This is a genomic window from Prosthecobacter sp. (assembly GCF_044378005.1).
In the GTDB taxonomy this organism is placed as follows: Bacteria; Verrucomicrobiota; Verrucomicrobiia; order Verrucomicrobiales; family Verrucomicrobiaceae; genus Prosthecobacter.
In genome coordinates, this window is the sequence record NZ_JBILYB010000001.1 from 102,285 (window position 1) to 128,619 (window position 26,335).

The following is a 26,335-nucleotide window of genomic DNA, read 5'->3' on the forward strand; positions in this document are numbered from 1 at the left end:
GTGCATTTCCTCCTCACGAACGACGACGGCATCGACGCGCCAGGCCTGGCCGCTTTGGAAAAGGCCATGCTCATGATCCCCGGCGCGCGTGTCAGCGTCGTGGCTCCGATGCGTGAGCAAAGCATGTGCGGGCATCGCCTCACCACTCATTCGCCGTTGCGTGTCGAGTCGCGCGGTGAGAATCGCTGGGCCGTCGATGGCACGCCTGCCGACTGCGTGCGGCTCGGGCTCTTCGCCTATGATTTAAAACCCGACTGGGTGCTCTCCGGCATCAATGCCGGCGGCAATCTCGGGCAGGACATCCACGTCTCCGGCACCTGCGCCGGTGCGCGTGAAGCGGCCTACCATGAAGTGAAGTCAGCCGCCTTCTCCCACTACCTCATTCGTGAGCTCGAAGTGGACTGGGACCGCTCAGCGAAGTGGACACACGATGTCTTCCACACGCTTCGAGTGAAGTCTCTCGCCGATGGCGAGTTCTGGTGCGTGAACTTCCCCCATCATCCGCCCGGCGAGATCGCCCTTCCTCCTCTGCGAGATTGCGTGCCCGCACGTTCTCCATTGCCGGTGAGCTTTGCCATGAAGGACGACGGGCATCATCATTACAATGCCCGCTATGCGGACCGTGGTCGTGATCCTGGTTCGGATGTGGCGGTGTGCTTTGGCGGAGAGGTCGCGGTGTCTCGTCTGCGGGTGTGAACCATGAACACGGAGGAAACAGAGCCTCAACAGGCCGAGTCACCTCGGAGTCTCTGGGATCGTCTCCGTCATCATCCGCGTTTGCGCAGCTCTCTGCTGCGCTTCATTCCCTTGAAACGACGTCTGTCACTGCGCCTGCTCGGAGTGAGGATGACGCGTCCCGAGATCGGCCAGCTCGGCGAGCATCTCGCGGCGAAGTATCTCCACCAAAATGGCAGGCGGGTGCTTTTCCGAAATTACATCGGCATCCATCGCGGTGAGGTGGACATCGTGGCCCGCCATGGACGGACGCTGACCTTTGTGGAAGTCAAAACTCGCACCAGCGCCGCCTTTGGTCGTCCGGCGGATGCAGTGAATCTGGAAAAACAGCTCCTCATCCAACGCGGCGCGCTCGACTGGCTCCGCCTGCTCGGGAATCCGCGCATCACCATCCGCTTCGACATTGCCGAAGTCCTGCTCATCGACGGCGAGGAGCCGAAGGTGAATCTCATCGAGAACGCCTTTGGTTTGCCCGACTCGTCGATGGCCGGACGATGACTCAAATTACTCTGCCTTCTTCGGTCTGCCGAGCACGTCATCCTTGGTGGTGAGGGCCACGGCGACGACTTGATCGATCAGTTCCTGGCTGATTTTGAGATCCTTCAGCGTGTTCACGAGGTTCTCGGCAATGGCGTTGAAGTGAACTTCGGTGAGGCCCATGCCTTCGTGTGCCTTGCGCATGTCCTTGCCGGTCCAGGGCAGGGGACCACCAAAAGCTGCGGAGAGGAATTCCTTCTGCTTCCGGCGTTGCTTGTCCATGCTCACATCGTCAAAGAAATGCTTCACGCGGTCATCAGCCAGCACTTTGACATAAAAGGCATCCACCGCTGCTTCCATGGCGGGTTTGCCGCCGAGCTTCTGATACAGGCTGTCTTCGCGGGCCTTCAGCCATTTGGTTTTGCAGGCTTCCTTGGCAAAGGACCATTTTCTTCCTTCATACTCCGCCGTGATGGCGGGATCGACGGGCTTGCCGGTGACGGGGCAAACCGTGTTCGTGGCGGCTTCAGTCGCCACAGCCGCCGGATCGGCGGCGAGGGCGGCATTCACGAGCAGCGACATGACGACGGTGATCGTGGCGAGGGAGGTGAGGATCAATTTCATGGTTGGGTTGGGGGCAGTGGTTGGGCTGCATCAAATCAACGGAAACAGTGTTCAGCGTTCCTTGCGCATGGCTGCACCGAATTTGCGCTGGAGCGTGGACGGCTTCCCAAGCCATGCACAAACAGGCGCAGGAGGGACGGAGTCATGCAGGCCAAACCTGCGCATGGCTGGGCAGACACCTTGATTTTGGGCGTCGCCTCAAGGGGCGGCGAAAACACAGTCACTTTCCCCCTTGAGGCGCGGCTCGCGTCCAACCGTTCTTTTTTCTTTTTCTTCACTCTCGCGTTTTCAGCGGCGTGCTATTCTCGGGAGCGAATCTCCGCACCCCATGAAACTGCTCTCACGCTCCGGGCTCACGTCAGCCCTTTGCCTCGCGACACTCCTGCCGCTCGTCTCCATCACTGCGGCACCGACGAAGAAATCTTCGCCTCAACCCAAGCCGGAACCGGCCCTCGAAGCCGAGTTCTCCATGAACCCGCCGGAGCTTTCTCCAGCCAGCACCATCGAGGTCGTCTTCCCGACGCCGATGATCGACAAGGCACGCGTCGGCAGTGCGGAACCTGATTCACCGCTCACCATGACGCCCGCGCTCAAAGGCGAGTTCCAGTGGGTCAGCACGCGCAGTGGTCAGTTCAAACTCAGCGAAGCTCCGAAGTTCAACGCGAGCTACGACTTCGCTCTGCGCAAAGGTTTGACCGACCTCGCTGGCAAGCCGCTCTCGACCGATCAACTCGCCTCCGTGAACAGCGCGCAGTTCCGCGTGATCGATCAATCACCGAAGTGGTTCGACAGCAGCGACTCGGATCGCACGCCGAAATTCGTCTTCGAGTTCAATGACAACGTCGATGCCACGAAGGCCGCATCGAGCATCGTCTTCACTTCGGAAAAACCGCCGCTCAAAGTGCCTGCGAAGGTCCGTCTCGCCACGGGCAAGGACTTCGGGCGCAACCCATCCCCGCAGCCCACCTGGGCGGAAGAGATCGCGAAGGTGAAGCCGACACTCACGCAGGAAGCCACGCGCATGAGCGCCCTCGTCGTCGAGCCCGAACAGCCATTGCCGGTCGCCACGAATTGGAAGCTCAGCATCGCCACGACGCTCACGAATGCCTCCGGTCACGACACGCTCGCGCAGGGCGATGACATCGCGCTCGGTGAAGTGCGGCCTTTCAATGTCTCCAACATCAGCGCGCACACGCCTTTTGATCAGAGCTACTTCATCGACATCGACTTCAACAAGTCGCTCTACCCGAATCGCGATGAAGAATGGAAAGATGAGGAGCTGAAGGCCATCGCGGATAAGATCGCGCCGCTCATCACCATCGAGCCAAACGTCGCGGTGAAGGCCACACTCACGCGGCGCACCTTGCGCCTCGAAGGTGCTTTTGATCTGAGCAAGCCCTACCGCATCGTCGTCGATCCGCGCATCACTTCGGGCGATGCACTCGCACTGGAAAAGCCCGGCGAGCGTGAAGTCACCTTCATCCCGAATCCACCCTACGTTGCCGCGCCTTCCTTTGTGCGGGCGCAGTTGGCGAAGGGGTTCGGCGAGTATGAAGTCACCGCTGCCAACGTCCGCGAACTGCGTGTCCGCGTGAAGAAACTCACCGGGCCCGAGTTGCTCCAAGCCCTGGACAAATACAGCGAGTATCGCAGCAAATTCTACCAAGAGGACGACAAGAAGAAGGGCTACAAGCCTCTCAGCATCGACGAGTATGCAGGCACGCAAATTTTTGACTGCACCTTCCAGATCAACAAAGCGCTGGATAAGAGCGAGCTGATCAAACTGAACTGGAAAGAGATCCTCGCTGGTGCACCTGCCGCGCCGTTGTTTGTCGAAATCGAAGGTCGTGCTGCCGAGGGCATCATGCAGCAGGGCGTGATCACTCAGTCGCTCGTGCAGTTCACCGATCTTGGCTTGATGCAAAAGAGCAATGGCCGCGAGACGATGATCTTTGCCACCTCGCTGACGACTGGCAAACCCGTCCCTGGAGTGCGCCTCACGATGGTCGATCAAGGTCAAAAACTCCTCGGCTATGCCGACACCGACGCGAACGGCATCGCCACGCTGAAGGGCAGTGATCCAGCACTCGTGCTGGCCGAGATCGCGGGCGACTGCACCGCCATCCAGACAAACGAAGCCGGCATCAACGGCGTCATCCCCTACGACATCCCCACGGCCTGGGAAGATGTGTGGAAGCCCGCGCGCCAGACCTTTGTCTTCAGTGATCGCCCGCTCTATCGCCCAGGCGATACGATCCATCTGAAAGCCCACACGCGCCTCCGCAGTGGCGACGCTCTCACCCTCGACTCCGCACCCGTGAAGGGCCGCGTCAGCATCCGCGACCCGCGCTACCGCACCATCTTGGATAAAGAGATCACCTTCTCCGCGAATGGTTCCTGGTCGGACGACATGAAGCTGCCCGAGACACCACTCGGCTGGTATCACCTCACCGTCAGCTTTAACAAAGAAGGCAGCGACGAAGACTCCCCCGATGCTGGCAATCACAGCTTCCGCATCGACGACTACAAGCCGAACACTTTTGAAGTGAAGCTCGATGGCAAGAAGGTCGAAGTCCTTGCCGACCGACTCAAGCTGCCGATGAGCGCGAACTACTTCATGGGCAAGGCCCTCAGCCGCGCGAAGGTCAGTTGGAGTGCGTCCTCCATGCGGACTTATGAAGCACCCGCTGCCTTCAGTGAGTTCCATTTCGGCGATGCGCCACGCTGGACGCATTATGGCAAAGATCGCGATGCCGATGGCTACTACGACGACAGCGATGACGATCCCGAAGGCGAGTGGTGGGTGAATGGCGATCTCAGCATCGACGACGATGGCAGCGCCGTTCTCGAAATGCCGATGCCGCCGCCAGACCGCGCCGCCTTGCCACAGCAAGTGCGCGTGAGTGCCGAGGTCACGGACATCAACCAGCAAACCATCAGCGCCTCGACAGAGTTCGAGGTGCCGGGCGCGGAGTTCATCCTCGGCGTCAAAGGACCGCAGTTCTTTGGTCGCGCCGGTCAGGATACACCGGTGGAAGTCGTCGCCATTGATAGCAAAGGCGCGCCTGCTGTTGGAGTGGTGAAGATCGATGTGAAGATCGAGCGCCAGGAATACCACACACTCAAGATCGCCACAGCCGGTGGCGGTAGCACCACGAAGGATCAAGTCATCCTGCGTGAGGAATTGAAGCAGAGTTTTGATCTCAAGCCGCAAACCGCTGGGAGCGCACCGAGCGTGACCATTCCCTTCAAACCCGCACGCGGCGGCACCTACTTCGTCACGGCGGAAGCCACGGATGCGAAAGGTAAGAAGGTCCTCTCGAGGATGCCTCTCTACGTCATCGGCGGCGATGAATTCCCCTGGGCCATGGAAGACGGCGCGCGCATCCTGCTCCAGCCGGAGAAGAAGACCCTCAAGCCCGGTGAAGAAGCGGTCATCGTCGTGAAGACACCCATCGCAGGCACCGCGCTCGTCACCGTCGAGCGTAACCAAGTGCATCGGCAATTCATCACCCAGCTCTCGCCTGAGAATCCTGTCATTAAAGTGCCCGTGCAGGATGCTGAGGCCCCGAACATCTTTGTTTCCGTCATCCTCGTGCGCGGCAGCGATGCCAGCCCGAAAAAGCACAAGATGCCCGAATACAAACTGGGCTACTGCGAGCTGACGGTGGAATCCAAGGTCAAGGAGCTGAAGGTCGTCATCAATCCCTCGAAGCCCGAAGTGAAGCCCGGCGAGAACTTTGCCATTGCCGCCACCATCACCGACTACCTGGGCAAGCCCGTCGCCAATAGCGAGATCACGCTTTACGCCGTAGATGAAGGCGTGCTCAGCCTCATGGGCCACACGACGCCGAACCCGAGCGAGTTCTTCCACGCGCCCATGCCGCTGGCGATCCATAACTACAGCTCGTTCGATGACATCCTGCCCGAGGAGTTCGCCGCTCGTGAGCGTGGGAACAAAGGCTTCGTTATCGGCGGCGGTGGTGAGGAAAATGAATCCCCCATCACCCTGCGAAAGAACTTCATCGCCACGCCGCTCTGGCTCGCCACCGCCATGACCGATGCCAGCGGCCAGGTCACTGCCGACATCACCGCGCCTGATAATCTCACCCGCTACCGCCTCATGGCCGTCGCCGTCGGCGGTGCAGATCTCTTTGGCAGCGGCGAGTCCGCTTTCAAAATCAACAAGCCCCTCATGGTCGATCCCGTGGTGCCACGCTTCGCCCGCCTCGGCGATGAGACTCTGCTGAAAGCCGTGCTGCACAACACCACGCCCGCCACGGGCGAGGTCGAAGTCATGCTCGAACTCGATGCCACCGCCGACTTCATCCGCGAAGAGCGCTTCTTCATTCCTGCTGCCATCAAGGCTCCCGCAGATCCGAAAGTCTGGAAACAAAAAGTCACCCTCAAGGCCAATGAAACCGCCGCAGTCAGTTTCCCCGTGCAGTTCGCCAAACTCGGCACCGCAAAGTGGAAGTGGTCCGCACGCACAGTCGAAGGCTGGAGCGGCCCTGCTTTGAATGACGGCACCGAGTCCCTGCTGGAGGTCACGCATCCCGTACCCGAGCTGCGCGAAGTCCGCTACTCACGTCTCGGCAAAGAGCCCGTGGACAATCTCCTCGCCAAGGTAAACCCCGTCGTGCTCGAAGGCGAAGGCACCATCTCCGTCAGCCTCAGCACCACCCGCTTGTTCGAGGCGCGCGATGCTCTGGAGTACATCTTGCAGTATCCCTACGGCTGCGCGGAGCAGAGCACCTCGGCCACCATCCCCTGGCTCGTTCTTGGCGGTTATCAGCCCCTCTTCCCCGATCTCCTCAGCGTGGAAAAAACGAAGGAAGCCGTGCAAAAAGGCGTGAACCGACTCCTCACCATGACCACCGAAGAAGGCGGCCTCGCCTACTGGCCCGGCGGTCAGGAGCCCAGCCTCTGGGGCAGCGCTTACGGTGGCTTCATGCTCATGCGTGCCCGCGATGCCGGAGCCAACGTGCCGCCCGAGGTCATCGACAAAATCACCGCCTACCTCTCGAAGCGTCTGCGCGGCCTCGAAGAGGAAAAAGATCTCTATGTCATCACCGACTGCGCCTTTGCCCTCTACACACTCGCGAAGGCCAAGAAGCCCGAACCAGCCTACCAAAACCTGCTTCATGCCAAGCGCGACCGCCTGCCCGAAGCTGCCCGCCTTTACACCTCACTCGCCATGTGTCTCAGCAACACACCTGATGCGCAGATTAAAGAAATGCTCGGCTGGAAGCCACCTGCACCACCCGAGCCACCGAGGAAAGTCGCCAGCAAAGCCAAGTCGAAGAAGAGTACGACCAAGTCCGTCGCCAAAGCCACACCGCCCGCTCCCGTCTGGGGTCATTGGGCTGGCAATGGCGCAAACAAAGCCCTCCGCCTGCTCGCCTACACGCATCTCGGCCTGACCAGTGATGCCGAAGCGCTCGCGCAATCCATCCTGCAATCCCGCAACGGTCGCGGTGAGTGGGGAAACACCTTTACCAATGCCTGGACCCTCACCGGCCTCGCCGCCTACGAGCGCAGCCTGAAGAAGACCTCCGAGCCCGTGCTAGCCAAGGTGCTTTGGGATTCTCAGCAACCCGAACTCAGCATCCCCGCCCATCCCGGCAGTGCCAAAGTCAGCTTCCCCATCGATGCGAAGCTCACCGCCACGCCGATGAAAGTCGAGCTGCCCGCCGACCGCGAGATCTTCTCCCGTGTCGATGCCCGCAGCTTCGCGCAGGATCGTGACTTCAAAGGCGAGAACAAAGGCTACGCCATCGAGCGAGCCTATGAAAAGCTCCTTCCCGATGGCTCCACCGCTGCTGCCGACGACCTCCGCGTCGGCGACATGGTCGTCATCTCGCTCAACATCGAGATCGGCGGCGGCGACCGCTACCTCGCCATCAACGATCCCCTCCCCAGCGTGCTGGAAGCCATCAATCCCGAGTTCGAAACCCAAAACGCCCGAGGTGCCGACCAGCTCCCCGAAGGCATCGAAGCTTGGTTCTGCGACCACCGCGAAATCCGCGCCGACCGCGCCCTCTTCTTCACCGACTACGCCCCGCAGAAAGGCAAATTCCAGCTGCGCTATCTCGCGAGAGTCATCGCCGAAGGCGACACCATCGCCCCGCCCGCGAAGATCGAAGCCATGTATCAGCCCGAAAAATACGGCCTCAGCCCGACTCAACACCTCCGCACCCTGCCAAGCGGCGGCGGGCAGGTGGCTGGGAAGTGATCGCTGATTCATGATGCCGTCTGAGATCATCATTGCCATCACCATCGGCAACACTTGATCTCACCTCGGCATGACAGCCAGGTAATTGCGCACGGTGCTCCAGCCTGGCTCGCTGATCTCCCGGCCATCGTTGGTTCGGGCATAAAAGGCGGTGGAGCGGCCTCCATCGAGATTCAGAGCACGCTGGATGCGCAGGCCAGAGATGAGGCCGGGGGAGGTCAGCAGGTCGGCGAGTCCGTGCAGCGTGGTGCTGTGAGCGGTGCCGATGAGCCAGCCTGAGCTGCCATCGGTGGCGATAAAGGTACGGGCGGCGAGCTTCGTGCGATTCAGGCCAGAGACAGGCTGGCCTGCATCCACGAGACGCGGCCCGGCTTGGAGGAGATCGCTGGCATTCGCGGTATCAGGAGACTCGCTGTTCCAGATCAAAGCAGGCTCACCACCACGCACGCGGATCATGCCGGAGACGAGGCCGGAGCGGGTGAACTGCCCCTGGCGTTTGCCATCGGCGATCATGAGGCCGAGCGGGGTGAAGTCGGGATGAAAGTAACCGCCATTCACACCAGCGATGGCTTTCACGGAGCGCATGGAGTCGCCCAAGAGGTCGCTGAAGGACCAGGACTGCGGCTGATCGATCACGCGGAGGGTGCAGGAGCTGCTGTCAAAGCGGACGACGGAGAGCGCGACTTCGCCCTCACTGCCACGCACGCTCAGTCGCAGGCAGGACGCATGATGTGGCAGAGGGATGAACTCTTCACTCAGCGTGCGCCAAGAGGTCGTGGGCTCCGGTGTTGGCTGATAGGGGTCCGGTGCAGGCTGCGCGGGCTCGGGATCGAGTGGCAGGGGCGTCTGAGCGCAGGAAGCCAGGAACAGGCAAAAGAGCAGGAGCGGGCGCATAAGGTTCAGTGGATTTGAAAAGCGCGGAAGCGTTCTGGATTGCTCCAGCCCTCTGGAGCTTTTCGGAGGTCGAGAGACACACGCGAAAGCGCCGGAGGCCCGGCGCACTCCAGGACGCTGGCGCGAGAGGTGTGATTCAGACGAGATGCGCCTCCATCCATGCCTTCATCTCGGCCAATGCACGCGCACGGTGGCTGAGTTGGTTTTTCACTTCGGCGGGCAGAACGCCGAAGGTGTCTGCATGACCATCAGGCTGAAAAAGGGCGTCGTAGCCGAAACCGCCGATGCCTTGCTCTTCGAGTCTCAGGGTGCCTTCGACGGTGCCGTGGGTGACGTGCAGTGCCTGCCCATCTTTGGCGAGCACGAGGCAGCAGTGGAAACGGCCCGTGAAGGTGGCTGGCGGGAGTTTGCCGAGCTCGGCCTTCAGGCGGACACGATTGTCGGCATCGGTGGCATCAGGACCAGCATAGCGGGCGGAATAGACGCCGGGCTCGCCATTGAGCGCATCCACTTCGAGCCCTGAGTCATCGGCGATGACATACACTCCGGGCAGAGCGGCGCTGGCGGCTTCGGCTTTGAGGACGGCATTCGCCTCGAAGGTGGTGCCGGTCTCCTCCGGGAGCTGTACGTGAGGGTAGGCTTTTAATCCCTGAACCTGCCAAGGCGCACCAAGCATGGCGGCGACTTCCTGGACTTTGTGGGCATTGGAGGTGGCGAAGATGATGTCGGGCATTGGGATGATGTTTAAGAGGCAGAGCTGGCAGCAGTGCAACCATTCTCCTGATGGTTGCGGCGCTCTTTGGTCAATGATTGGGTGAGCTCCATGGCGGCATCGAGCCGGGCGATGGAAGCATTTTCGATGCGTTCAATGATGCGAGTGATGAATGAGCACAGGACCAGTCCGTAAATCATGAACGACCAGACGGATTCAGCCTCCAGTCGTGTGCGCCAAAGGCCAAGCCCGAATAAAACCGCGATCATCAGCAGCTCAAAATAAAACCCCCACTGCTGGGTCGCTCTTTGGGTCATCCGCTTCTTGAGGTCAGCCACGCGTTTGGAGTTCTCCAAGACCAAGAGGCCTTCCAAATACCAGTCTTCCATGGGTTCATCCGAGTGCTTCGGCTTCGATGGGGAGGCAAAAATGGACTTGAGCATAGCGTCGGCACTTTGGGGAACCTGAGGCGGAAAAGAAAGGGGATTGTTCGAGACGTGCTGTTCGATCCAGCTTTCCATTCGTAGTCTTGAACCGCTCATGCCACCGCTCCTCACTGTCACTCATCGCCACGGGATTTATCTGCCTGAGGCGGATCTGTGGCTGGACCCGCACTTCGGGGTGGAGCGGGCGTTTATTTCCCATGCTCATGCGGATCATGTGGCACGGCATCAGACGACGTTCTGCTCGGAGCTGACGCTGCATCTGATGCGTGAGCGCTATGGGCTGAAGAAGGACGGTGCCTTCCATGCGTTGCCGATGCGCGAAGTGCATGAATGGGAAGGCTGGGAGCAGCGGCTGTTTCCCGCTGGGCACATTCTCGGCTCGGCGATGCTGCATCTGACGCGAAAGAGCGATGGCGCGACGCTGCTCTACACGGGCGACTACAAACTGCGCCAAGGGCTGAGCTCGGAGCGTTGCGAGCTGCTGCCAGCCGACACACTTATCATGGAGACCACCTTTGGTCTGCCGCACTTTCGCTTTCCGCCGATGAGTGAGGTGATCTCTCAGATGCTGAAGTTTGTGCGTGAGACACTGGAGGATGGCGGCATCCCGGTGATGCTCGGCTACTCGCTGGGGAAGGCGCAGGAGATCCTCTGTGCGCTGGCGGAGGCGGGGTTCCCCGTGATGCTCCACAAGTCGGTCTGGGAGATGACGGAGGCGGTGAAGCCGATCCTCGGGAAGTTGCCGGAGTATCGGCTCTTCGATGCAGCGGAGGCACGCGGGCATGTGCTGCTTTTCCCGCCGAGCAATGGCAAGTCGCTGGCGCTGAAGAAGCTCAAAGTTTGCCGCACGGCGATGATGACAGGCTGGGCGCTGCAACCAGGAGCGAGGTATCGCTATCAGGTGGATGAAATCTTCCCGCTGAGTGATCACGCGGACTACCCCGAACTCATCGAGACCGTGGAGACGGTGAAGCCGCGCCGGGTGTATCTGGTGCATGGCTACACGCAGGAGTTCGCGGCGGATCTGCGGGCGCGTGGAGTCGAAGCATGGACGCTGGAGAAGGCGGACCAGATGGAGATGGGCTTTGCCAGGAATGACGAAGTTCGAATGACGAATAACGAAGGTTCTGCGGTGTCTGTGGAGCTTTCCAAGAATGGTTTTGCGCGTTGGGCATCGGTTTGTGCGGGGACGGCGGAGGAGTCGTCGAGGCTGAAGAAGGTGGAGCGGCTGTCGGAGTATCTTCGGGAGTTGGAGGAGACAGATTTGGTTCGGTCCGTGAGGTATTGCTCGGGCATGACGAGTGATCCCGCAGCGGGGGAAGCTCCGCTGAACACAGGCTGGGCGCTGATCCGGCGGGCTTTGCAGGAGGTCAGTGGCGTGAGTGATGTGGAGTATCGTGCGATCTCGCGCAGTCAGGCTGATGCCGGGCGCACAGCCTTTCTCGTGCTGCAAAGAGCGGCGCTGAGTCCTGTCGAGATGCCGTTGGCGGAGGTGGCGCTGCTTTTTGACCAACTGAGAAATGCAGGCAGCCAGGTGGTGCGGGTGAATTTGCTCAAAGCCTGCTTTCTGCGGCTCTCCGCCCAAGATGGCTCCTGGCTGGTGCGACTGATGACGAGTGAGCTGCGCATGGGATCGAAGGAGGGTTTGATCGAGGAAGCGGTGGCGGCGGCCTTTGAGCAAAAGGCGGACGCCGTGCGTGAGGCGGCGATGCTCTGCGGGGACATCGGGCGTGCGGCCTTGCTGGCGAAGTCGGGTCGGCTGGAGGAGGCGAAGCCGCGAGCCTTTGTGCCGATCAAGGTGATGCTGGCGTCACCCGAGGAGACAGCGGTGGACATCTGGGAGCGCATGGCGGCAGAGTCGGTCTGGGTGGAGGACAAATACGATGGCATCCGTGCGCAGGTGCATCGTGTGGGTGGCCGCGCGGAGATCTACACGCGGGATCTGAAGCCCATCGGTGCCCAGTTCCCGGAGGTCCTGCGGGCGGTGAGTGCGCTGAATGCCGATGTGATCCTGGATGGCGAGATCATCGCGTATGCGGAAGGCAAAAAGCTGACCTTCTTTGACCTCCAAAAGCGGCTCGGGCGGCGTGATCAGGCGGACCTTTTCATGCCGAGCGACATCTCGGTGCGCTACGTCGTCTTTGATCTGCTGTGGATGAACGAGGAGTCGCTGCTGGAGCGGACTCTGAGCGAGCGGAGACAGGCTTTGGAGACTTTGCCGATGCCGGAGGGCATGGCCCTGATCACGGTGGAAAAGGCGGCGACAGCGGAGGAGATCGAGGCGCTCTTCATGGCGGCTCGTCGTCGTGGCAATGAAGGGCTGATCATCAAAGATGCGTCCAGTGCCTACACGCCGGGCCGACGAGGCAAGTCCTGGCTGAAGCTGAAGAAGGCCTTCGCCACGCTGGATGTGGTCGTGGTGAAGGCTGAGCAAGGTCACGGTAAACGAGCGCATGTGCTGAGCGACTACACCTTTGCCGTCCGAGACGAAACCGGGGCGCTGCGTGTGATCGGCAAAGCCTACAGCGGCCTGACGGATGCGGAGATCGAGGAACTGACGGAGCATTTCACCGCGAACACGCTGGAGCAGAAAGGCCGCGTGCGTTCCGTGGTGCCGGACACGGTGCTGGAGATCGCCTTTGATTCCATCCAGGCCAGCACGCGCCATGACAGCGGTCTTTCGCTACGCTTCCCGCGCATCAAGGCGGTGCGGCGGGACAAGTCACCCGATGAGATCGACACGCTGGCGTATGCGCGGAAGCTGGCGGGGGCATAAAAAAGCGGAAGGCTCACGCCTTCCGCTTCGAGAGGTGACTGACCGCTGGTTTACTGGATGAAGTAGAACTGGCGGGTATTCAGCGCGGCCCAGAGGGCGTCGCCTTTGCCGGTGACGGTGTTGTTGCCGATGACGGGGGCGAGCAGCGCTTTCTCCTCGGCGGTGGCTTTGCGGCTGAAGAGGGCGAGGTAGATGGTGTCGATGGCGGTATCCGCGTCCTCGGCCTTCCGCAGGGTGCGGGAGATCATGGTGTAGGGGTTCATGAGCTGGCTGAAAGTTTTGCCATTCAGCACCATGAGCGCCTGACCGACGGTGGCGTCTTCGTTGGCGTTCTCGACGAGCTCGCGGTCGCTCTGGCCGAACTCGCGGAGGAAGTGGCCGTTCGGCGCGGGGCTGCGGAGATCGGCGGAGCGGATCATGAAGGTGTCGCGGAAGGTCTCCCAGGCGCGCAGGGCGGTGAGTTCTTCCTTGGTGTCGGCCTTGAGCTGCTCGGCATCGCGTTTCAGGCGGGCTTTCTGCTGCTCGGTCAGGCGGGCGCGGAGTCCCCGGTTGTAGATGGCGAGTGCTTCGTCGATGCCGAGATCGGTGCCTTCTTTGCCTTTGATGGCGGTGGCGATCTCTTTGGCAAACTCGGCGTCCTTCACCTGCTCGTCGAGCTTCCCGGCCTTCGCGAGTTCGGCGAACTTTTTGAAGCCGGTGGTGAAGACGATCTCCTCGGCGGCTTCATCGATGGCCTTGCGCTGGTTGCTGACGACCTTCTTCGCGGCACGGATGGCGTCTTCGTCCTTGTTCTTCGTGGCTTCGGTGAGCTGCTCCTGGGCTTTGCGCACATCGGCGGCGAGCTGCTTCTGCTTGGCCGCGATGGCGGCGGCTGCTTTGGCGAGCTCATCGGGAGTGAGAGCATTGAGGGAGCGGTCCAGCCACTCGACTTCGCGGATGGTGGAGTCGCGCTGGATCTTGGCGTCGATGCTCGGGGCGTCGGGGTTTGGCTTGTAAAGGGTGACCATGCTGTCCCAGATCTGCTCGGCGCTCATGCGGCGTAGGAGGGGGCCGGGGAAGTGATAGACTTCGCCGAGTTCAACATCCTTCGTGTAGGCGGCGCGCTGGTAGGCGGCGCTGTTGAAGATCATGCTGAGGAAGGCCTTCATGTCGTAGTTCACGTCCTTCATCGTCTGTTCGAGGAAGGTCATGAGCTGCGGATTGCTCGGCACGGTGGAGTCGGTGATCTCATCCACAGGCTCGATGAGGCCCATGCCCATGGCCTTTTTCCAAAGGCGGTTCGCGATCACCGTGGTGAAGCGCGGGTTGTCCTTCGAGGTCATCCAGTCGGCGTAGGCCAGCACAGGCTTCTCACCTTCTTTGGCGATCTTGCCGTCTTTGGAGAAAGCGGTGGGGATCACGGGCTCGATGACCTGCTTGGGCTTCGCGTCGGTGTATTGGTAATCATGTGGCAGAGCCAGCTTCTTCGAGTCGGTCTGGTCCAAAACGGTGTTGTAGCGCAGCGGGCGGAGGATCTCGGACATCGCTTTGCTCACGTCCTTGCGCTCCAGGCCGCCAGGCAGTTTAGCAGCCATGGCTGGGGAACCTTTTTTGTTTTTCTTGCTGCTTTTGCCGTAGAAAGCCTGGGCCAGCAGAGGGTTCGAGAGGCCATTCGTGCCGGTCATGCCGTTCGTGTGGGCGGCCATCTGGTAATAGTCCATCTGCGTCCATTTATCGAACGGGTGGTTGTGGCACTGCGCGCAGACCATGCTGGTGCCGAGGAAGATCTGCGTCGTCACGGCCATGTTATCCAGCGGCATGTTGTAGTCACGGAGGTAGAAGCCCACGGCTCCGTTTTCATAGGTCTTGCCATCGGCGGTGACCATCTCGCGCACCATGGCGTCGTAGGGCTTGTTGGAGGCCAGGGCCTCGCGGAGCCAGTTGGCATAGGCAGCACCTGCGGGCTGGCTGTTCCCCTGGGCGAGCTGGCTGCGCAGGCGGAGGATGTCGGCCCAGAAGTTGAAATAGTTCTGCGTGTAGCCATCGGAGGCCAGCAGTTCCTCGATGAGCTTCGCGCGCTTGTCGGTGGCCTTGTCGGCGAGGAACTCGTTCGTTTCCTTCAGCGAGGGGATGCGGCCTGCGATGTCGAGATAGATGCGGCGGACGAAGACCTCGTCGGAGACTGGCGCGGTGGCCTGGACCTTTTGCTTCTCCAGATTGGCGGACACGAGTTTGTCGATCTGGGCGGCCTTGGCCTGGATCTCAGGCAGGGTAAGCGCCCTGGCGCTCGTGAAAGACACGGCGAGCAGGAGTGAGGTAAGGATCAGTTTCATCAGGTGAATGGGGGGATTCGCCGCCCCTAAACGCACCCCTCGTGCCACTCTTTCACGGGGGTGTCATTCTATGCGCTTTGCCATGGTGTGGAGGAAGTGGGATGGCTTTGCCTCACAAAAACATCACTTAGATCTCGCTACGTTTGATGGGGTTTTCTAGGCTCAGCGCGCCAACCAGCGCATCGCTCATGAAATACCACCTCATTCTGCTGATCATCCTCGGCCTGTTCACTCCAGCCATGACTGCTGAAAAGACGGCGAAACCCTCCGGCAGAGCTCAGGTGGCGGCCAAAACGCTGACGCCTGTCGAGCGGACCCGGCTGCTCACTATCCTGAACGAAGGCGATGATCCAGCCCTCCAGTCTCTGCCTGGCATCGGAGCCACGCGCACCTCCGCGATCAAGAATGCCCGACCCTTCACCGACCCCGTCGATTTGGTGAAAGTCGAAGGCATTGGCGACTCCACACTCGTGGAGATCGTCGCCCATGCCAAAGCTGGCTTCCCTGAAGCTAAAAAAGAAGAAGCGGAAGCGCCCCATGCCCCGGCCAGGAAGCGGACACCCGCAAAGTCCGGATCAGCCACGAAGAAGCCTGAGTGAAGTGGTTTTGAAAGCTCAGACGACGCATGGAAGTCTCGCAGCGTTCCAAACCTTACCTTTGAAGAGCAGAAGCTACGACCTAGCGCGCCAAGCCAGCAGCCCGAAAAGCCCGAACACAAAGGCATTCAGGGAACCGTGGATGGCCCACATCTGCGGCATGGGCAGAGCGAGTGAGGGGACGAGATAGCGAAGCCCGAAACCGAGCGCGAGCAGCATAGCGATCAGGAGAGACGTGCCCGAGATGAGAAAAGCGGTGTGTGGCCAGCTTGATGGTGCGCTTTCCAACCCAAGTCGCATCTGGCTGAGGGCGACGCCGAGGGCTCCAATCACGAGCAGAGTGACTCCCAGCGGCTCCACCCAGGGCAACCAGCCAAAGTGCGTACAGGTGATGCCCGTGGCCACGAGCGGAACCCCGGACAGCACTGCGATGCACGACCACGAAGTCCATTGGCTTGGCCTGTCGCGTGCGATCAGTCCCGCGATCAGCGGCAGGGTGAATCCGGCATGATGAAAGTGCGCCGCCGTGAGCAGAACGATCAACGCATCGAATCCGAAGGGCATCCACCCTGCACAAAAAGCCACCAGCCATGCCGCACCCACGGCAGGGAAAGTGGCAGCAGCGAGCAGGCAGAGGTCAGCTGGGGCGGGCGACCGATGTCGGTTCCAGCGCCAGAGCGCCTGCATGGCGAGGATCGTGCGCATCACCAGCCAGGGCGTTGAATACAAGGCGGCATTCAGGCTGGGAGTCTGCATCAAAGCCAGGATCAGGAAGAGCAGGACAATGAAAAGCGCGACCTGCCGCTCAGGCAGCACACCTCTGGCTGCCAGCAGCTCATCTCCGAGAGGCATGAGGAAAAAGGCGGCAAAGGTCAGCAACACATAGACCCACCGGTGATCGTAGCCACCGTGGCCCCACATGAAGGAAGCCAGCAACCACAGGCCCACATGCCCGAGGATGCGGAAGGTGCGCCGGAGTTCGGCAGGTGAGTCAGTGCGCAGGGTCATGAGCAGATCTTCATCATCCGTTGTTGGGAGTCACGGACAAACCGGCACTGCCACCAGCGGGCCAGCGGAAAGCCGGCCCAGGCCATCCAGTGTCGCGGTCTGGAAAAAGCGCGGATCACATACCAGACGCTGCCGTCCGCCTGCTGCTCGATGGCAAACATCTCCTCCCCGCACTCCGCGTGCTCTGGCAGCGTGCCATAGACAAAGCCATGCGTGATGGCCGAGTCACAGCGACGCAGCACGCGGCAGGGATTCAGCCACCACAGCCCGCAGATCCGCACCTGCATGGCCACGATGTCTCCCTGTGTCTGGTTTTGATCACGAAGCCGCCGCACCTCAGCCCATGCGGGAAACATCCGCCAGCCATCCAGCGCATGGCAGGCGGTCGAAAACGTCTCCGTGCCGCGCCCCAGGGAGACGCGGTGCTCATCCACGATGAATCCCCGTTCCGGAGGCGACTCCACCCCGTCGCGATGCGAGTAGCTCAGCGGCGTGTCATGCCATGATTTCAGGAGTTGGCCGAGACGTTCGCGGCTGGGTGGGGTGTGGCAGATCATGTGGGGGACTTCTTGGATTCTCCTGTCGGGTGCAAAACCACACTGGCGCTGGCGCATGGGCTCGACAATCTCGGCGCATGACCCGAGAAGTTGCTGCCGAGATCTTCGAACGAATCGCCCTCCTGATGGAATTGAAGGGGGAGAATCCTTTCAAAACGCGCGCCTATAAGATGGGGGCGGAGATCGTGGAGAGTCATGCTGGGGACATCATGCAGATGGCGCGTGAGAATGATCTGGCGGGCATCAAGGGCCTTGGGGAGGCGCTGCGTGACAAGTTGCATGAGATGGCCACGACGGGCCGGCTGGAGTTCTACGAGAAGCTGAAGGCGGAGTTCCCAGAGGGGCTCTTCGAGTTGTTTGAGATCTCGGGGCTTGGACCGAAGAAGATCGCGGCGCTGTATTCGAAGCTGGGCGTGGGTTCGCTGGCGGATCTGCGGCGGGTCTGTGAGAGCGGGGAGGCGGCCCAGATCAGTGGTTTCGGCGACAAGACGGTGGTGAAAATATTGGAGGCGATCAGCTTCCGGGAGCAGCACGCTTCGGAGTTCCGCCAGGATCAGGTGTACCCGCTGGCGCAGGCGATTCTGGAGGCGCTGCGGGAGCATCCTTCGGTATCACGCGCGGAAGTGTGCGGGAGTTTCCGTCGCGGCAAGGAGGTGGTGCATGATCTGGATTTCCTGGTGGCGACGAAGCGCCCGGAGGAGGTGATCGCCGACTTTGTGAAACTGCCGCAGGTGGAGAAGGTGATCGCCCAGGGCGGGACGAAGGCGAGCATCTACACGAGCAACGGGGTGCAGTGTGATCTGCGCGCGGTGAGCAGTGCGGAGTATCCTTTTGCGCTGAATTACTTCACCGGCAGCAAGGAGCACAATGTGGTGATGCGGCAGCGGGCGCTGGATCGCGGTCTATCGCTGAACGAGTATGGCTTTAAACCTGCGCATGAAGGCGGCAGCGTGCCGGAGGAAGCGGCGGAGATCTATGAGGAGAAGGAGATCTACCAGCTCCTGGGGCTGGACTACATCGAGCCCGAGCTGCGGGAGAACTCGGGAGAGATCGACGCTGCGGAGAAGGGGCGTTTGCCAAAGCTCATCGAGCTGGAGAACCTGCGCGGAGTCTTTCACAACCACACGACGGCGAGCGATGGCAAGGCGACGCTGCGGGAGATGGCGGAGGCGGCGATGGAGCTGGGGCTGCAATACCTGGGCATCGCGGACCACAGCAAGAGCAGCTTTGTGGCGAACGGTCTGGATGAGCGGCGGCTGCGCGCGCAGATGGCGGAGATCCGCAAGCTGAACGAGGAGTATGCGGGCGACTTCCGCATCTTCGCCGGGAGTGAGGTGGACATCCTGAAGGATGGCTCGCTGGACTTTGACGACGAGCTGCTGGCGGAGCTGGACTACTGCGTGGCGAGTGTGCACAACGTCTTCAATTTGCCCGAGGCGGAGATGACGGCGCGGATCATCCGGGCAATCGAGAATCCGCATGTGACCATGCTGGGGCATGTGACGGGCCGTCTGCTGGCGCAGCGCCCAGCGTATGCGGTGAACATCCCGGCCATCATTGATGCTGCGGCAGCGACGGGGACGATCATCGAGCTGAATGCCAGTGCGTGGCGACTGGACATGGACTGGCGCTGGTGGCGGCTGGCGGTGGAGAAGGGCGTGAAGTGCAGCATCAATCCCGATGCGCACAGCACGCGGGGTCTTCAGGATGTGCTTTTCGGCGTGCGTGCGGCCCGCAAAGGATGGCTCACTCGGAAGGATGTGATCAACTGCCTGCCGCTCGGAGACATCGAGAAGGTGATCGAGAGGAAGAAACCGGCTGGGGGAGCCGAGCCGGACTGAATGGCGTGCCTCACACGGCCTCTTGCAAAAAGAAGCAGAGGTGTCTGCCTTTTTACTTCACTTCCTTCGCTGGCTGATCGCCGAACTGGATCGTGGGCACTTTCGCCTCGGCGCTGACGTTTAACGCCACCCAGTGACCGGCGACGGCGTGGGAAGGGAATCCGCAGGCGAGGGCGTATTCGCCCGCTTCATCGGCGGTGAAGCTGAACTCGCTCTTGCCCATGCTCTGTCCCATGAGGTGCTTCGTGCTCGCGCCGCCTGTGAACCAGGGCTCGGGGATTTGCAGCTTCTTCGTGTCTGCTTTGTCGATGACGATCGCGCTGTGTGGCACGGGGCTTGGATTGATGAAGGTGACGTTCACCTTGGTGCCGACAGGGATGGTCAGCACGGCCTTGCCATGGGAGTAGCCATTGAAGTTCATGCCATAGTTCGCGGCATTGAAGGTGGCGACGAGGGTGACCTTCACGCTGCCAGGTTCGGTGCCGGGGCGGAGCAGATCTTCGGCGGTGATGCCGGCGAAGAGTTCCTTTTTCAAACCGGGGATCTCGATGCTGTGATCATGCCCCGGAGGTGGAGCAGGAGTCTGGGCGAGGGCGACGGTGCAGGTGGCGGCGGCGATGAGGAAGGAGGTGCGGAGCATGGTTGGCGACAGAATGAAGGGCGTGGTTACAGACATCAACGCGAAATCCAGCGCGGACATTCCATCGGCGTGATCCGACAAAGCGCCCGACGTGCGGCAAAGTGATACGAAAGGCACAGGCGAAGGCCAAAGTTAGACAAGAAAAGCCGGAAAATTGCAGGTGCCGCTTGCGGTGGGGTGTCGTATTGCCAATGTGCCCGCCCCGTCACCCATGAGCGCTGTTTTTGACTCCCTTTCCCGCTTCTATGCCTCCTCCATTGGCAAGAAACTTCTCGTCGCCCTCACCGGCGCGGCCCTTGTCGTCTTTGTGCTCGGGCACATGATCGGCAACCTGCTTATCTTTGCCGGACAGGATGCCATCAACGAATACGGCCATCTGCTGCAAACAGCGCTGCACGGCGGTGGCGTGTGGATTGCCCGTATCGGATTGCTCGCAGCCGTGGGCATCCATATCATCGCTACCGTGCATCTCACGAAACAGAACCGCGCTGCCCGTAAAGACGGCTATGCCAAGCACAAGGCGCAGGTCTCCAGCAAGGCCTCCCACACGATGATCTGGAGCGGCCTGACGATCCTGGCCTTTGTGGTGTATCACCTCCTGCATTTCACTGCACGCGTCGGCAACGAGTATAACAGCGCCGCCTACAAGGTCGATCTCCACGGTGAGTCCGTGCACAATGTCTATAAGATGGTGATCGACGGCTTCTCCTGGGCTCCAGCCTCCATCTTCTACATCATCGCCATGGGCCTGCTCTACAGCCACCTGAGCCACGGCGTGAGCAGCCTCTTCCAGACGCTCGGCCTCACCACGCATCGCAACGCGCCGGTCTTCAAACTCTTCGGTCACGCCTACGCCACGCTGATCCTTGTGGGCAACTGCTCCATCCCCATCGCCATCTGGCTCTTCGGCTACGGTCGCTAATCCGCTTCATTCTTCGAAATCTGAAATTTGAAATTTCCAATGATTGACTCCAAGATTCCCTCCGGCCCGATGGCCATGAAGTGGTCCAAGCACAAGCAGGACTCCAAGCTCATCAATCCGAAGAACAAGCGCAAATACACCGTGCTCGTCGTCGGCAGTGGTCTGGCCGGTTCCGCTGCCGCCGCCACGCTCTCGGAGCTGGGTTACAATGTGAAGTGCTTCTGCTTCCAGGACAGCCCGCGCCGCGCCCACTCCATCGCCGCCCAGGGCGGGATCAATGCCGCGAAGAACTTCCAGAACGACGGTGACAGCGTGCATCGTCTCTTCTACGACACCGTCAAAGGTGGCGACTTCCGCGCCCGTGAATCCAACGTGCATCGTCTCGCTGAAGTCAGCGTGAACATCATCGACCAATGCGTGGCCCAGGGCGTGCCCTTTGCCCGCGAATACGGCGGTGCTCTCGCCAACCGCTCCTTCGGTGGAGCGCAGGTCAGCCGCACTTTTTATGCTCGCGGTCAGACCGGCCAGCAGCTCCTCCTCGGCGCTTATTCCGCTTTGAATAAAGAGATCAATCGCGGCGGCGTGAAGATGTATCCCCGCACGGAAATGCTTGATGTCGTGGTCGTCGATGGCCACGCCAAAGGCATCATCACGCGTGACCTCGTCACCGGTAAGATCGAAGCCCATGCTGGCGACGCGGTGCTGCTTTGCACCGGCGGCTACGGCAACGTCTTCTATCTCTCCACAAACGCGATGGGCTGCAACGTCACCGCCACATGGCGTGCCCACAAGAAAGGCGCGTATTTCGCGAACCCTTGCTACACGCAAATCCACCCGACCTGCATCCCCGTCAGCGGCGAGTATCAGAGCAAGCTGACCCTCATGTCCGAGTCGCTTCGCAATGACGGACGTATCTGGGTGCCGAAGAATAAGGCTGATGTCGGCAAACCCGCCGCTCAAATCCCTGAAGCCGATCGCGACTACATCCTGGAGCGTAAATACCCAAGCTTTGGCAATCTCGCCCCTCGCGATATTTCCTCCCGTGCCGCCAAGGAAGCCTGCGATGCAGGTCTCGGCGTCGGCCCTGGCGGACGTGGCGTGTATCTCGACTTCGCGGAAGCCATCGGCCAGTTCGGCCAAAAGACCATCGCTGAGCGCTACGGCAATCTTTTCGACATGTATGAAAAGATCACCGGCGAGAGCGGCTACAAGCAGCCGATGCGCATCTACCCTGCCGTGCATTACACGATGGGCGGCCTCTGGGTGGACTACAACCTCATGAGCAGCTTGCAAGGCCTGCACGTGCTCGGCGAAGCCAACTTCTCCGACCACGGCGCGAACCGTCTCGGTGCCTCCGCCCTGATGCAGGGCCTCGCTGATGGCTACTTCGTCATCCCCACGACCATCGCACCTTATCTCGTCACTCAGAAGCCCGGCAGCGTCACCACCAGCCATCCTGAGTTCCAAAAAGCTCTCGAAGACTCGAAGGCCCGCACCAGCCGCTTCCTCAACAACAAGGGCAAACGCAGCGTGGACAGCTTCCACCGCGAGCTCGGCCTCCTCGTCTGGGACAAATGCGGCATGGCCCGCGACAAAGCCGGCCTCGAAGAAGCCCTCCGCAAGATCCCCGAACTCCGTGAAGAGTTCTGGAACAACGTCATCGTCCCCGGCTCCGGCGACGCAGCGAACCCCGAGCTCGAAAAAGCCGGTCGTGTGGCCGACTTCATGGAGTTCGCCGAACTGCTCTGCCAAGATGCCCTCCACCGCGAAGAGAGCTGCGGCGGCCACTTCCGCACCGAGCATCAATACCCCGATGGCGAAGCCAAGCGCGACGACGAAAACTTCGCCTACGCCGCCGCTTGGGAATACTCCGGCGACCTCGCCAAGCCCACGCTGAACAAAGAGCCCCTCACCTTCGAGGAAGTCCACCTCGCCGTGCGCAGCTACAAGTGATCCCTCTGACCTGAACGACTTTCGCAATCTCCCTCATGTCCCTCCTCAACCTCCAACTTAAAGTCTGGCGTCAGAACCGTGGTCAGCCCGGCCACTTCCAGGACATCGACGCTCCAGAGATCCCCGATCATGCCTCCTTCCTGGAGATGATGGACATCGTCAATGAGCGCCTCATTGCCAAAGGCATGGAGCCTGTGGCCTTCGACCACGACTGCCGCGAAGGCATCTGCGGCATGTGCTCCATGCAGATCAACGGCGTGCCCCACGGCCCTGAAAAAGCCACCACGACCTGCCAGCTCCACATGCGCAAGTTCCGCACGGGCGACACCATCTGGATCGAGCCCTTCCGCGCCACGGCTTTTCCAGTGATCAAGGATCTCATTGTGGATCGCGGTGCCTTTGACCGCGTCCAGCAGGCCGGTGGTTTCGTCACTGTCCGCACCGGTTCCGCTCCTGAAGCCAACTCCATCCTCATCGGCAAAGAAGTGGCCGATGCCGCCATGGACGCCGCCGCCTGCATCGGCTGCGGTGCCTGTGTCGCCTCCTGCAAAAACGCCAGTGCCATGCTCTTCGTCTCCGCGAAGGCCGGTCAGCTCAACTCACTTCCCCAGGGCCAGCCCGAGAAGGACAAACGCACGCTCGCCATGGTCCGCCAAATGGACAAAGAAGGCTTCGGTAACTGCACCAACCAATACGAGTGCGAGGCCGCATGCCCGAAAGAGATCAGCGTCCGCTGGATCACCAAGCTCAACCGCGACTATGCTGTCGCTGCCATGAAGGAAGCCTTCGTCGGTCAGCAGGATCGTGCCGAAGGCGGCGAGTAAATCGCCCCTCGGGAGTCACCCTCAAGACAACTGCCTCTTTGTTCGACAAGGAGGCAGAATCGTCTATTCTCGCGCCCCTTCCCAAACCCTATGAAAAAGAAAATCGTCCTCGCCTACTCTGGCGGCCTCGACACCTCCGTCCTCCTTTCCTGGATCAAAGAAACCTACGATGCTGAAGTGATTGCCTTCTGCGCGAACATCGGCCAGGACGATGAACTCAAGGGTTTGAACGCCAAGGCCAAGAAGACCGGCGCTTCGAAGATCTATGTCGATGACCTCCAGGAGGAGTTCGCCAAAGACTTCATCTTCCCGATGATGCAGGCAGGCGCGATCTATGAAGGTCAGTATTTCCTCGGCACCAGCATCGCACGTCCGCTGATCGCCAAACGCATGGTGGAGATCGCCAAGGCTGAAGGTGCCACCGCGATCGGCCACGGAGCCACCGGCAAAGGTAACGATCAGGTCCGCTTCGAGCTCACCACCGCCGCTCTCGCCCCTGATCTGGAAATCATCGCCCCATGGCGTGACGAGCGCTTCCGTACGCAGTTCCCCGGCCGCGTGGAGATGATCAAGTATTGCGAAGACAAAGGCATCCCCATCCACGCCAGCGCCAAGAAGCCATTCTCCATGGACCGCAACCTCCTGCACATCAGCTACGAGGCCGGCATTCTCGAAGACCCCTGGTTCGACGCCAGCGATCCGAAGTACAAAGGCTACTTCAACACCCTCTCCGTCTTCCCCGAGGACGCGCCGGACAAGGCCGAATACGTCGTGCTCGACTTCGACAAAGGCAACTGCGTCGCCGTGAACAGCAAGCCCATGAACCCTCTCCAGGTCATGAAGGCGCTGAACAAACTCGGTGGTAAACACGGCGTCGGTCGCGTTGACATGGTGGAGAACCGCTTCGTCGGCATGAAGAGCCGCGGCGTCTATGAAACTCCCGGCGGAGCCATCCTCCACTTCGCTCATCGCCAGATCGAAAGCCTCACCATGGACCGCGAAGTCATGCATCTGCGTGACAGCCTCGTCCCTGAGTATGCCAAGCTCGTGTACAACGGCTTCTGGTATGCACCCGAGCGTCTCGCGCTCCAGGCACTCGTCACCGAGAGCCAGAAGAACGTCTCCGGCACTGTCCGCGTGAAGCTTTACAAAGGGGGCATCCACGCCGCTGGCCGCCAGTCCCAGTTCAGCCTCTACAATCCGCACATCGCCACGATGGAAGCGGACCCCACGAAGGCCTACAACCAGGACGATGCCACCGGCTTCATCCGTCTCAATGGCCTCCGCCTGCGCGTGAACTCACGCGTCAACGGCACCAAGAATCTGGGCAACTGATCCCTCTCTGAATCAACTCCACCGCCAGTCGGATGCCCTGCATCTGGCTGGCGGTTTTTCGTAGAACGAGATTCCATCTCGTAAACTGGTGCAGCGAGTTTCCAACTCGCTCATCTCACCAGCAGTTCCTCACCACGATAGATCACGCGTTCGACCAAACCTTGCAGCGTCTTGTCGAGGAAGGGTGTGTTCACGCTCTTCGACTTCATGAAGTCGCGGGTGAAGGTGGTGGTGCGAGCGGGATTGAAGAGGATGAATTCAGCCACACCGCCTTCTTTGATAGGCACGGGCGCGAGCTTCATGAGACGTCGTGGCTCGGCGCTGTAGCGTTTCACGATGAGCCCCCAGTCGAGGATGCCTTTGCTGATGAAGTGATCGTAAAGGCTGGGCAGCGCGGTTTCGAGACCGGTGATGCCGAAGGGGGCGCTGGCGAAGTCCTGATTCTTCTCGAAAGGCGTGTGCGGAGCGTGGTCGGTGGCGATGACATCAAACCAACCGTCTTTGAGCCCTTGGAGCAGCGCGGCGTTGTCCTCAGGCGTGCGCAGCGGTGGGTTCATCTTGTAGTGCGTGTCGTAGTTGCCGATGTGCTCGTGATTGAAGAGGAGATGATGCGGCGCGATCTCGCAGGTGACGCGGATGCCGCGATCTTTGGCGCGCTTGATCGTGCCCATGCCTCGCTCTGTGCTGACGTGTTGGATGTTTAAATGTACACCTGTGAACTCAGCGAGGCGGACATCGCGGGCGATGCTGATCTCCTCGCTGATGCTGGGAATGCCTGGCAGACCGAGGGAGTAACTGATCTTTCCTTCATGCATGCAGCCTTTGCCGGAGAGTTCCTTGACCTCGCAGTGGCTGGCCAGCGGAATATCGAAGTCTCGCGCATACTCCATGGCGCGGCGGAGCACCTGGGGATTGTCCACGGGGAAGCCATCATCCGTGAGCATGACCGCGCCAGCGGACTTCATTCCCGCGATGCCTGCGAGTTCCTCGCCCTTGCGGCCCTTCGTGATGGCTCCGGTGGTGTAGATGCTGGCTCCGATGCGGGCACGGCGGGCGCTTTCCAAAACGGTGCGCACGACACCTGCGTTGTCGATGGCCGGAGAGGTGTTTGGCATCATGACGAAGCCGGTGACGCCGCCATTGATCGCGGCTTCCGCACAGGTGGCGATGTTTTCCTTCTCCTCCTGGCCGGGCTCCCGTGCATGGACGTGGATGTCAAACATGGCTGGCATGAGGATGCGGCCCGTGCAGTCGATGATCTCGCAATCCGTCACGCCCGTGATCTGAGGAGCCACGCCGATGATCTTATCCCCTTCGACGAGCACATCTCCGAGCTGGAGGGTAGAGCTGTCTTCGGACGCGATTTGGGCTTGGCGGTAGAGGCGTTTCATGCGGGAAAGTGCCCCGATGATGGCGAAGCCAGCGCCTCGGGCAAGGGCAGGCTTCAC

At 60.7% G+C, this 26,335-nt stretch carries 19 protein-coding genes; 10 read left to right on the forward strand and 9 right to left on the reverse strand.

Annotated elements, in window-relative coordinates; all coding sequences use genetic code 11:
* Both surE and AC6FTP_RS00445 read left to right on the forward strand, forming a co-directional pair.
* Entirely contained in the window at positions 1 to 696 is a 696-nt protein-coding gene (gene surE, locus AC6FTP_RS00440) for a 5'/3'-nucleotidase SurE (protein ID WP_497204921.1), read from the forward strand.
* A gap of 111 nt (positions 697 to 807) precedes the next feature.
* A complete protein-coding gene (locus AC6FTP_RS00445; protein WP_497204922.1) occupies positions 808 to 1,233 on the forward strand; it encodes a YraN family protein in 426 nt (141 codons plus the stop codon).
* 6 nt (positions 1,234 to 1,239) lie between these two features.
* On the opposite strand, the gene AC6FTP_RS00450 is transcribed toward AC6FTP_RS00445, so the two are convergent.
* Positions 1,240 to 1,836, reverse strand: coding sequence for a globin domain-containing protein (locus AC6FTP_RS00450; protein ID WP_497204923.1), 597 nt, complete (start codon positions 1,834 to 1,836; stop codon positions 1,240 to 1,242).
* A gap of 328 nt (positions 1,837 to 2,164) precedes the next feature.
* Between AC6FTP_RS00450 and AC6FTP_RS00455 the strand changes: the two genes are divergently transcribed.
* Entirely contained in the window at positions 2,165 to 8,071 is a 5,907-nt protein-coding gene (locus AC6FTP_RS00455) for an alpha-2-macroglobulin family protein (protein WP_497204924.1), read from the forward strand.
* A 60-nt stretch (positions 8,072 to 8,131) separates the two neighbouring features.
* Here the strand turns inward: AC6FTP_RS00455 and AC6FTP_RS00460 are convergent, their stop codons facing one another.
* The 3 genes from AC6FTP_RS00460 to AC6FTP_RS00470 form a co-directional block, all read right to left on the reverse strand.
* On the reverse strand, positions 8,132 to 8,965 hold the full coding sequence (locus AC6FTP_RS00460; protein WP_497204925.1) for a phosphodiester glycosidase family protein: 834 nt from the start codon (positions 8,963 to 8,965) through the stop codon (positions 8,132 to 8,134).
* Between the two features lie 136 nt (positions 8,966 to 9,101).
* Positions 9,102 to 9,698, reverse strand: a complete 597-nt coding sequence (gene rdgB / locus AC6FTP_RS00465; RefSeq protein ID WP_497204926.1) for an RdgB/HAM1 family non-canonical purine NTP pyrophosphatase — start codon at positions 9,696 to 9,698, stop codon at positions 9,102 to 9,104.
* Between the two features lie 11 nt (positions 9,699 to 9,709).
* Positions 9,710 to 10,198, reverse strand: coding sequence for a hypothetical protein (locus AC6FTP_RS00470; RefSeq protein WP_497204927.1), 489 nt, complete (start codon positions 10,196 to 10,198; stop codon positions 9,710 to 9,712).
* Between the two features lie 19 nt (positions 10,199 to 10,217).
* Between AC6FTP_RS00470 and AC6FTP_RS00475 the strand changes: the two genes are divergently transcribed.
* Positions 10,218 to 12,899: an ATP-dependent DNA ligase gene (locus AC6FTP_RS00475; protein WP_497204928.1), complete on the forward strand. Its 2,682-nt coding sequence runs from the start codon at positions 10,218 to 10,220 to the stop codon at positions 12,897 to 12,899.
* A 50-nt stretch (positions 12,900 to 12,949) separates the two neighbouring features.
* Here AC6FTP_RS00475 and AC6FTP_RS00480 read toward each other — a convergent pair whose 3' ends face one another.
* The gene (locus tag AC6FTP_RS00480; RefSeq protein ID WP_497204929.1) at positions 12,950 to 15,211 is read right to left on the reverse strand and encodes a DUF1549 domain-containing protein; all 2,262 of its coding nucleotides are present in this window, start codon (positions 15,209 to 15,211) and stop codon (positions 12,950 to 12,952) included.
* A gap of 188 nt (positions 15,212 to 15,399) precedes the next feature.
* On the opposite strand from AC6FTP_RS00480, the gene AC6FTP_RS00485 reads away from it, so the two are divergent.
* Complete coding sequence (locus AC6FTP_RS00485) at positions 15,400 to 15,810, forward strand: ComEA family DNA-binding protein (RefSeq protein ID WP_497204930.1); 411 nt, start codon at positions 15,400 to 15,402, stop codon at positions 15,808 to 15,810.
* Between the two features lie 72 nt (positions 15,811 to 15,882).
* Here the strand turns inward: AC6FTP_RS00485 and AC6FTP_RS00490 are convergent, their stop codons facing one another.
* Positions 15,883 to 16,815, reverse strand: a complete 933-nt coding sequence (locus tag AC6FTP_RS00490; RefSeq protein ID WP_497204931.1) for a YndJ family transporter — start codon at positions 16,813 to 16,815, stop codon at positions 15,883 to 15,885.
* On the reverse strand, positions 16,812 to 17,372 hold the full coding sequence (locus AC6FTP_RS00495; RefSeq protein WP_497204932.1) for a DUF1990 domain-containing protein: 561 nt from the start codon (positions 17,370 to 17,372) through the stop codon (positions 16,812 to 16,814). Before AC6FTP_RS00495 ends, AC6FTP_RS00490 begins: the two co-directional genes overlap by 4 nt.
* A gap of 77 nt (positions 17,373 to 17,449) precedes the next feature.
* On the opposite strand from AC6FTP_RS00495, the gene polX reads away from it, so the two are divergent.
* The gene (polX, locus tag AC6FTP_RS00500) at positions 17,450 to 19,213 is read left to right on the forward strand and encodes a DNA polymerase/3'-5' exonuclease PolX (RefSeq protein ID WP_497204933.1); all 1,764 of its coding nucleotides are present in this window, start codon (positions 17,450 to 17,452) and stop codon (positions 19,211 to 19,213) included.
* A 52-nt stretch (positions 19,214 to 19,265) separates the two neighbouring features.
* On the opposite strand, the gene AC6FTP_RS00505 is transcribed toward polX, so the two are convergent.
* Positions 19,266 to 19,853, reverse strand: a complete 588-nt coding sequence (locus AC6FTP_RS00505; RefSeq protein WP_497204934.1) for a sulfocyanin-like copper-binding protein — start codon at positions 19,851 to 19,853, stop codon at positions 19,266 to 19,268.
* A gap of 211 nt (positions 19,854 to 20,064) precedes the next feature.
* Between AC6FTP_RS00505 and AC6FTP_RS00510 the strand changes: the two genes are divergently transcribed.
* The 4 genes from AC6FTP_RS00510 to AC6FTP_RS00525 all read left to right on the forward strand — a co-directional run bounded on the left by AC6FTP_RS00510 (position 20,065) and on the right by AC6FTP_RS00525 (position 24,887).
* Entirely contained in the window at positions 20,065 to 20,775 is a 711-nt protein-coding gene (locus AC6FTP_RS00510) for a succinate dehydrogenase cytochrome b subunit (RefSeq protein ID WP_497204935.1), read from the forward strand.
* Between the two features lie 39 nt (positions 20,776 to 20,814).
* On the forward strand, positions 20,815 to 22,728 hold the full coding sequence (locus AC6FTP_RS00515; RefSeq protein WP_497204936.1) for a fumarate reductase/succinate dehydrogenase flavoprotein subunit: 1,914 nt from the start codon (positions 20,815 to 20,817) through the stop codon (positions 22,726 to 22,728).
* 35 nt (positions 22,729 to 22,763) lie between these two features.
* Positions 22,764 to 23,552: a succinate dehydrogenase/fumarate reductase iron-sulfur subunit gene (locus AC6FTP_RS00520; RefSeq protein WP_497204937.1), complete on the forward strand. Its 789-nt coding sequence runs from the start codon at positions 22,764 to 22,766 to the stop codon at positions 23,550 to 23,552.
* Between the two features lie 90 nt (positions 23,553 to 23,642).
* Positions 23,643 to 24,887 (forward strand): argininosuccinate synthase, encoded by a 1,245-nt coding sequence (locus tag AC6FTP_RS00525; protein WP_497204938.1) that lies wholly within the window; start codon positions 23,643 to 23,645, stop codon positions 24,885 to 24,887.
* Positions 24,888 to 24,997: 110 nt separating this feature from the next.
* On the opposite strand, the gene AC6FTP_RS00530 is transcribed toward AC6FTP_RS00525, so the two are convergent.
* On the reverse strand, positions 24,998 to 26,278 hold the full coding sequence (locus AC6FTP_RS00530) for a dihydroorotase (RefSeq protein ID WP_497204939.1): 1,281 nt from the start codon (positions 26,276 to 26,278) through the stop codon (positions 24,998 to 25,000).
* Positions 26,279 to 26,335 lie beyond the last annotated feature (57 nt).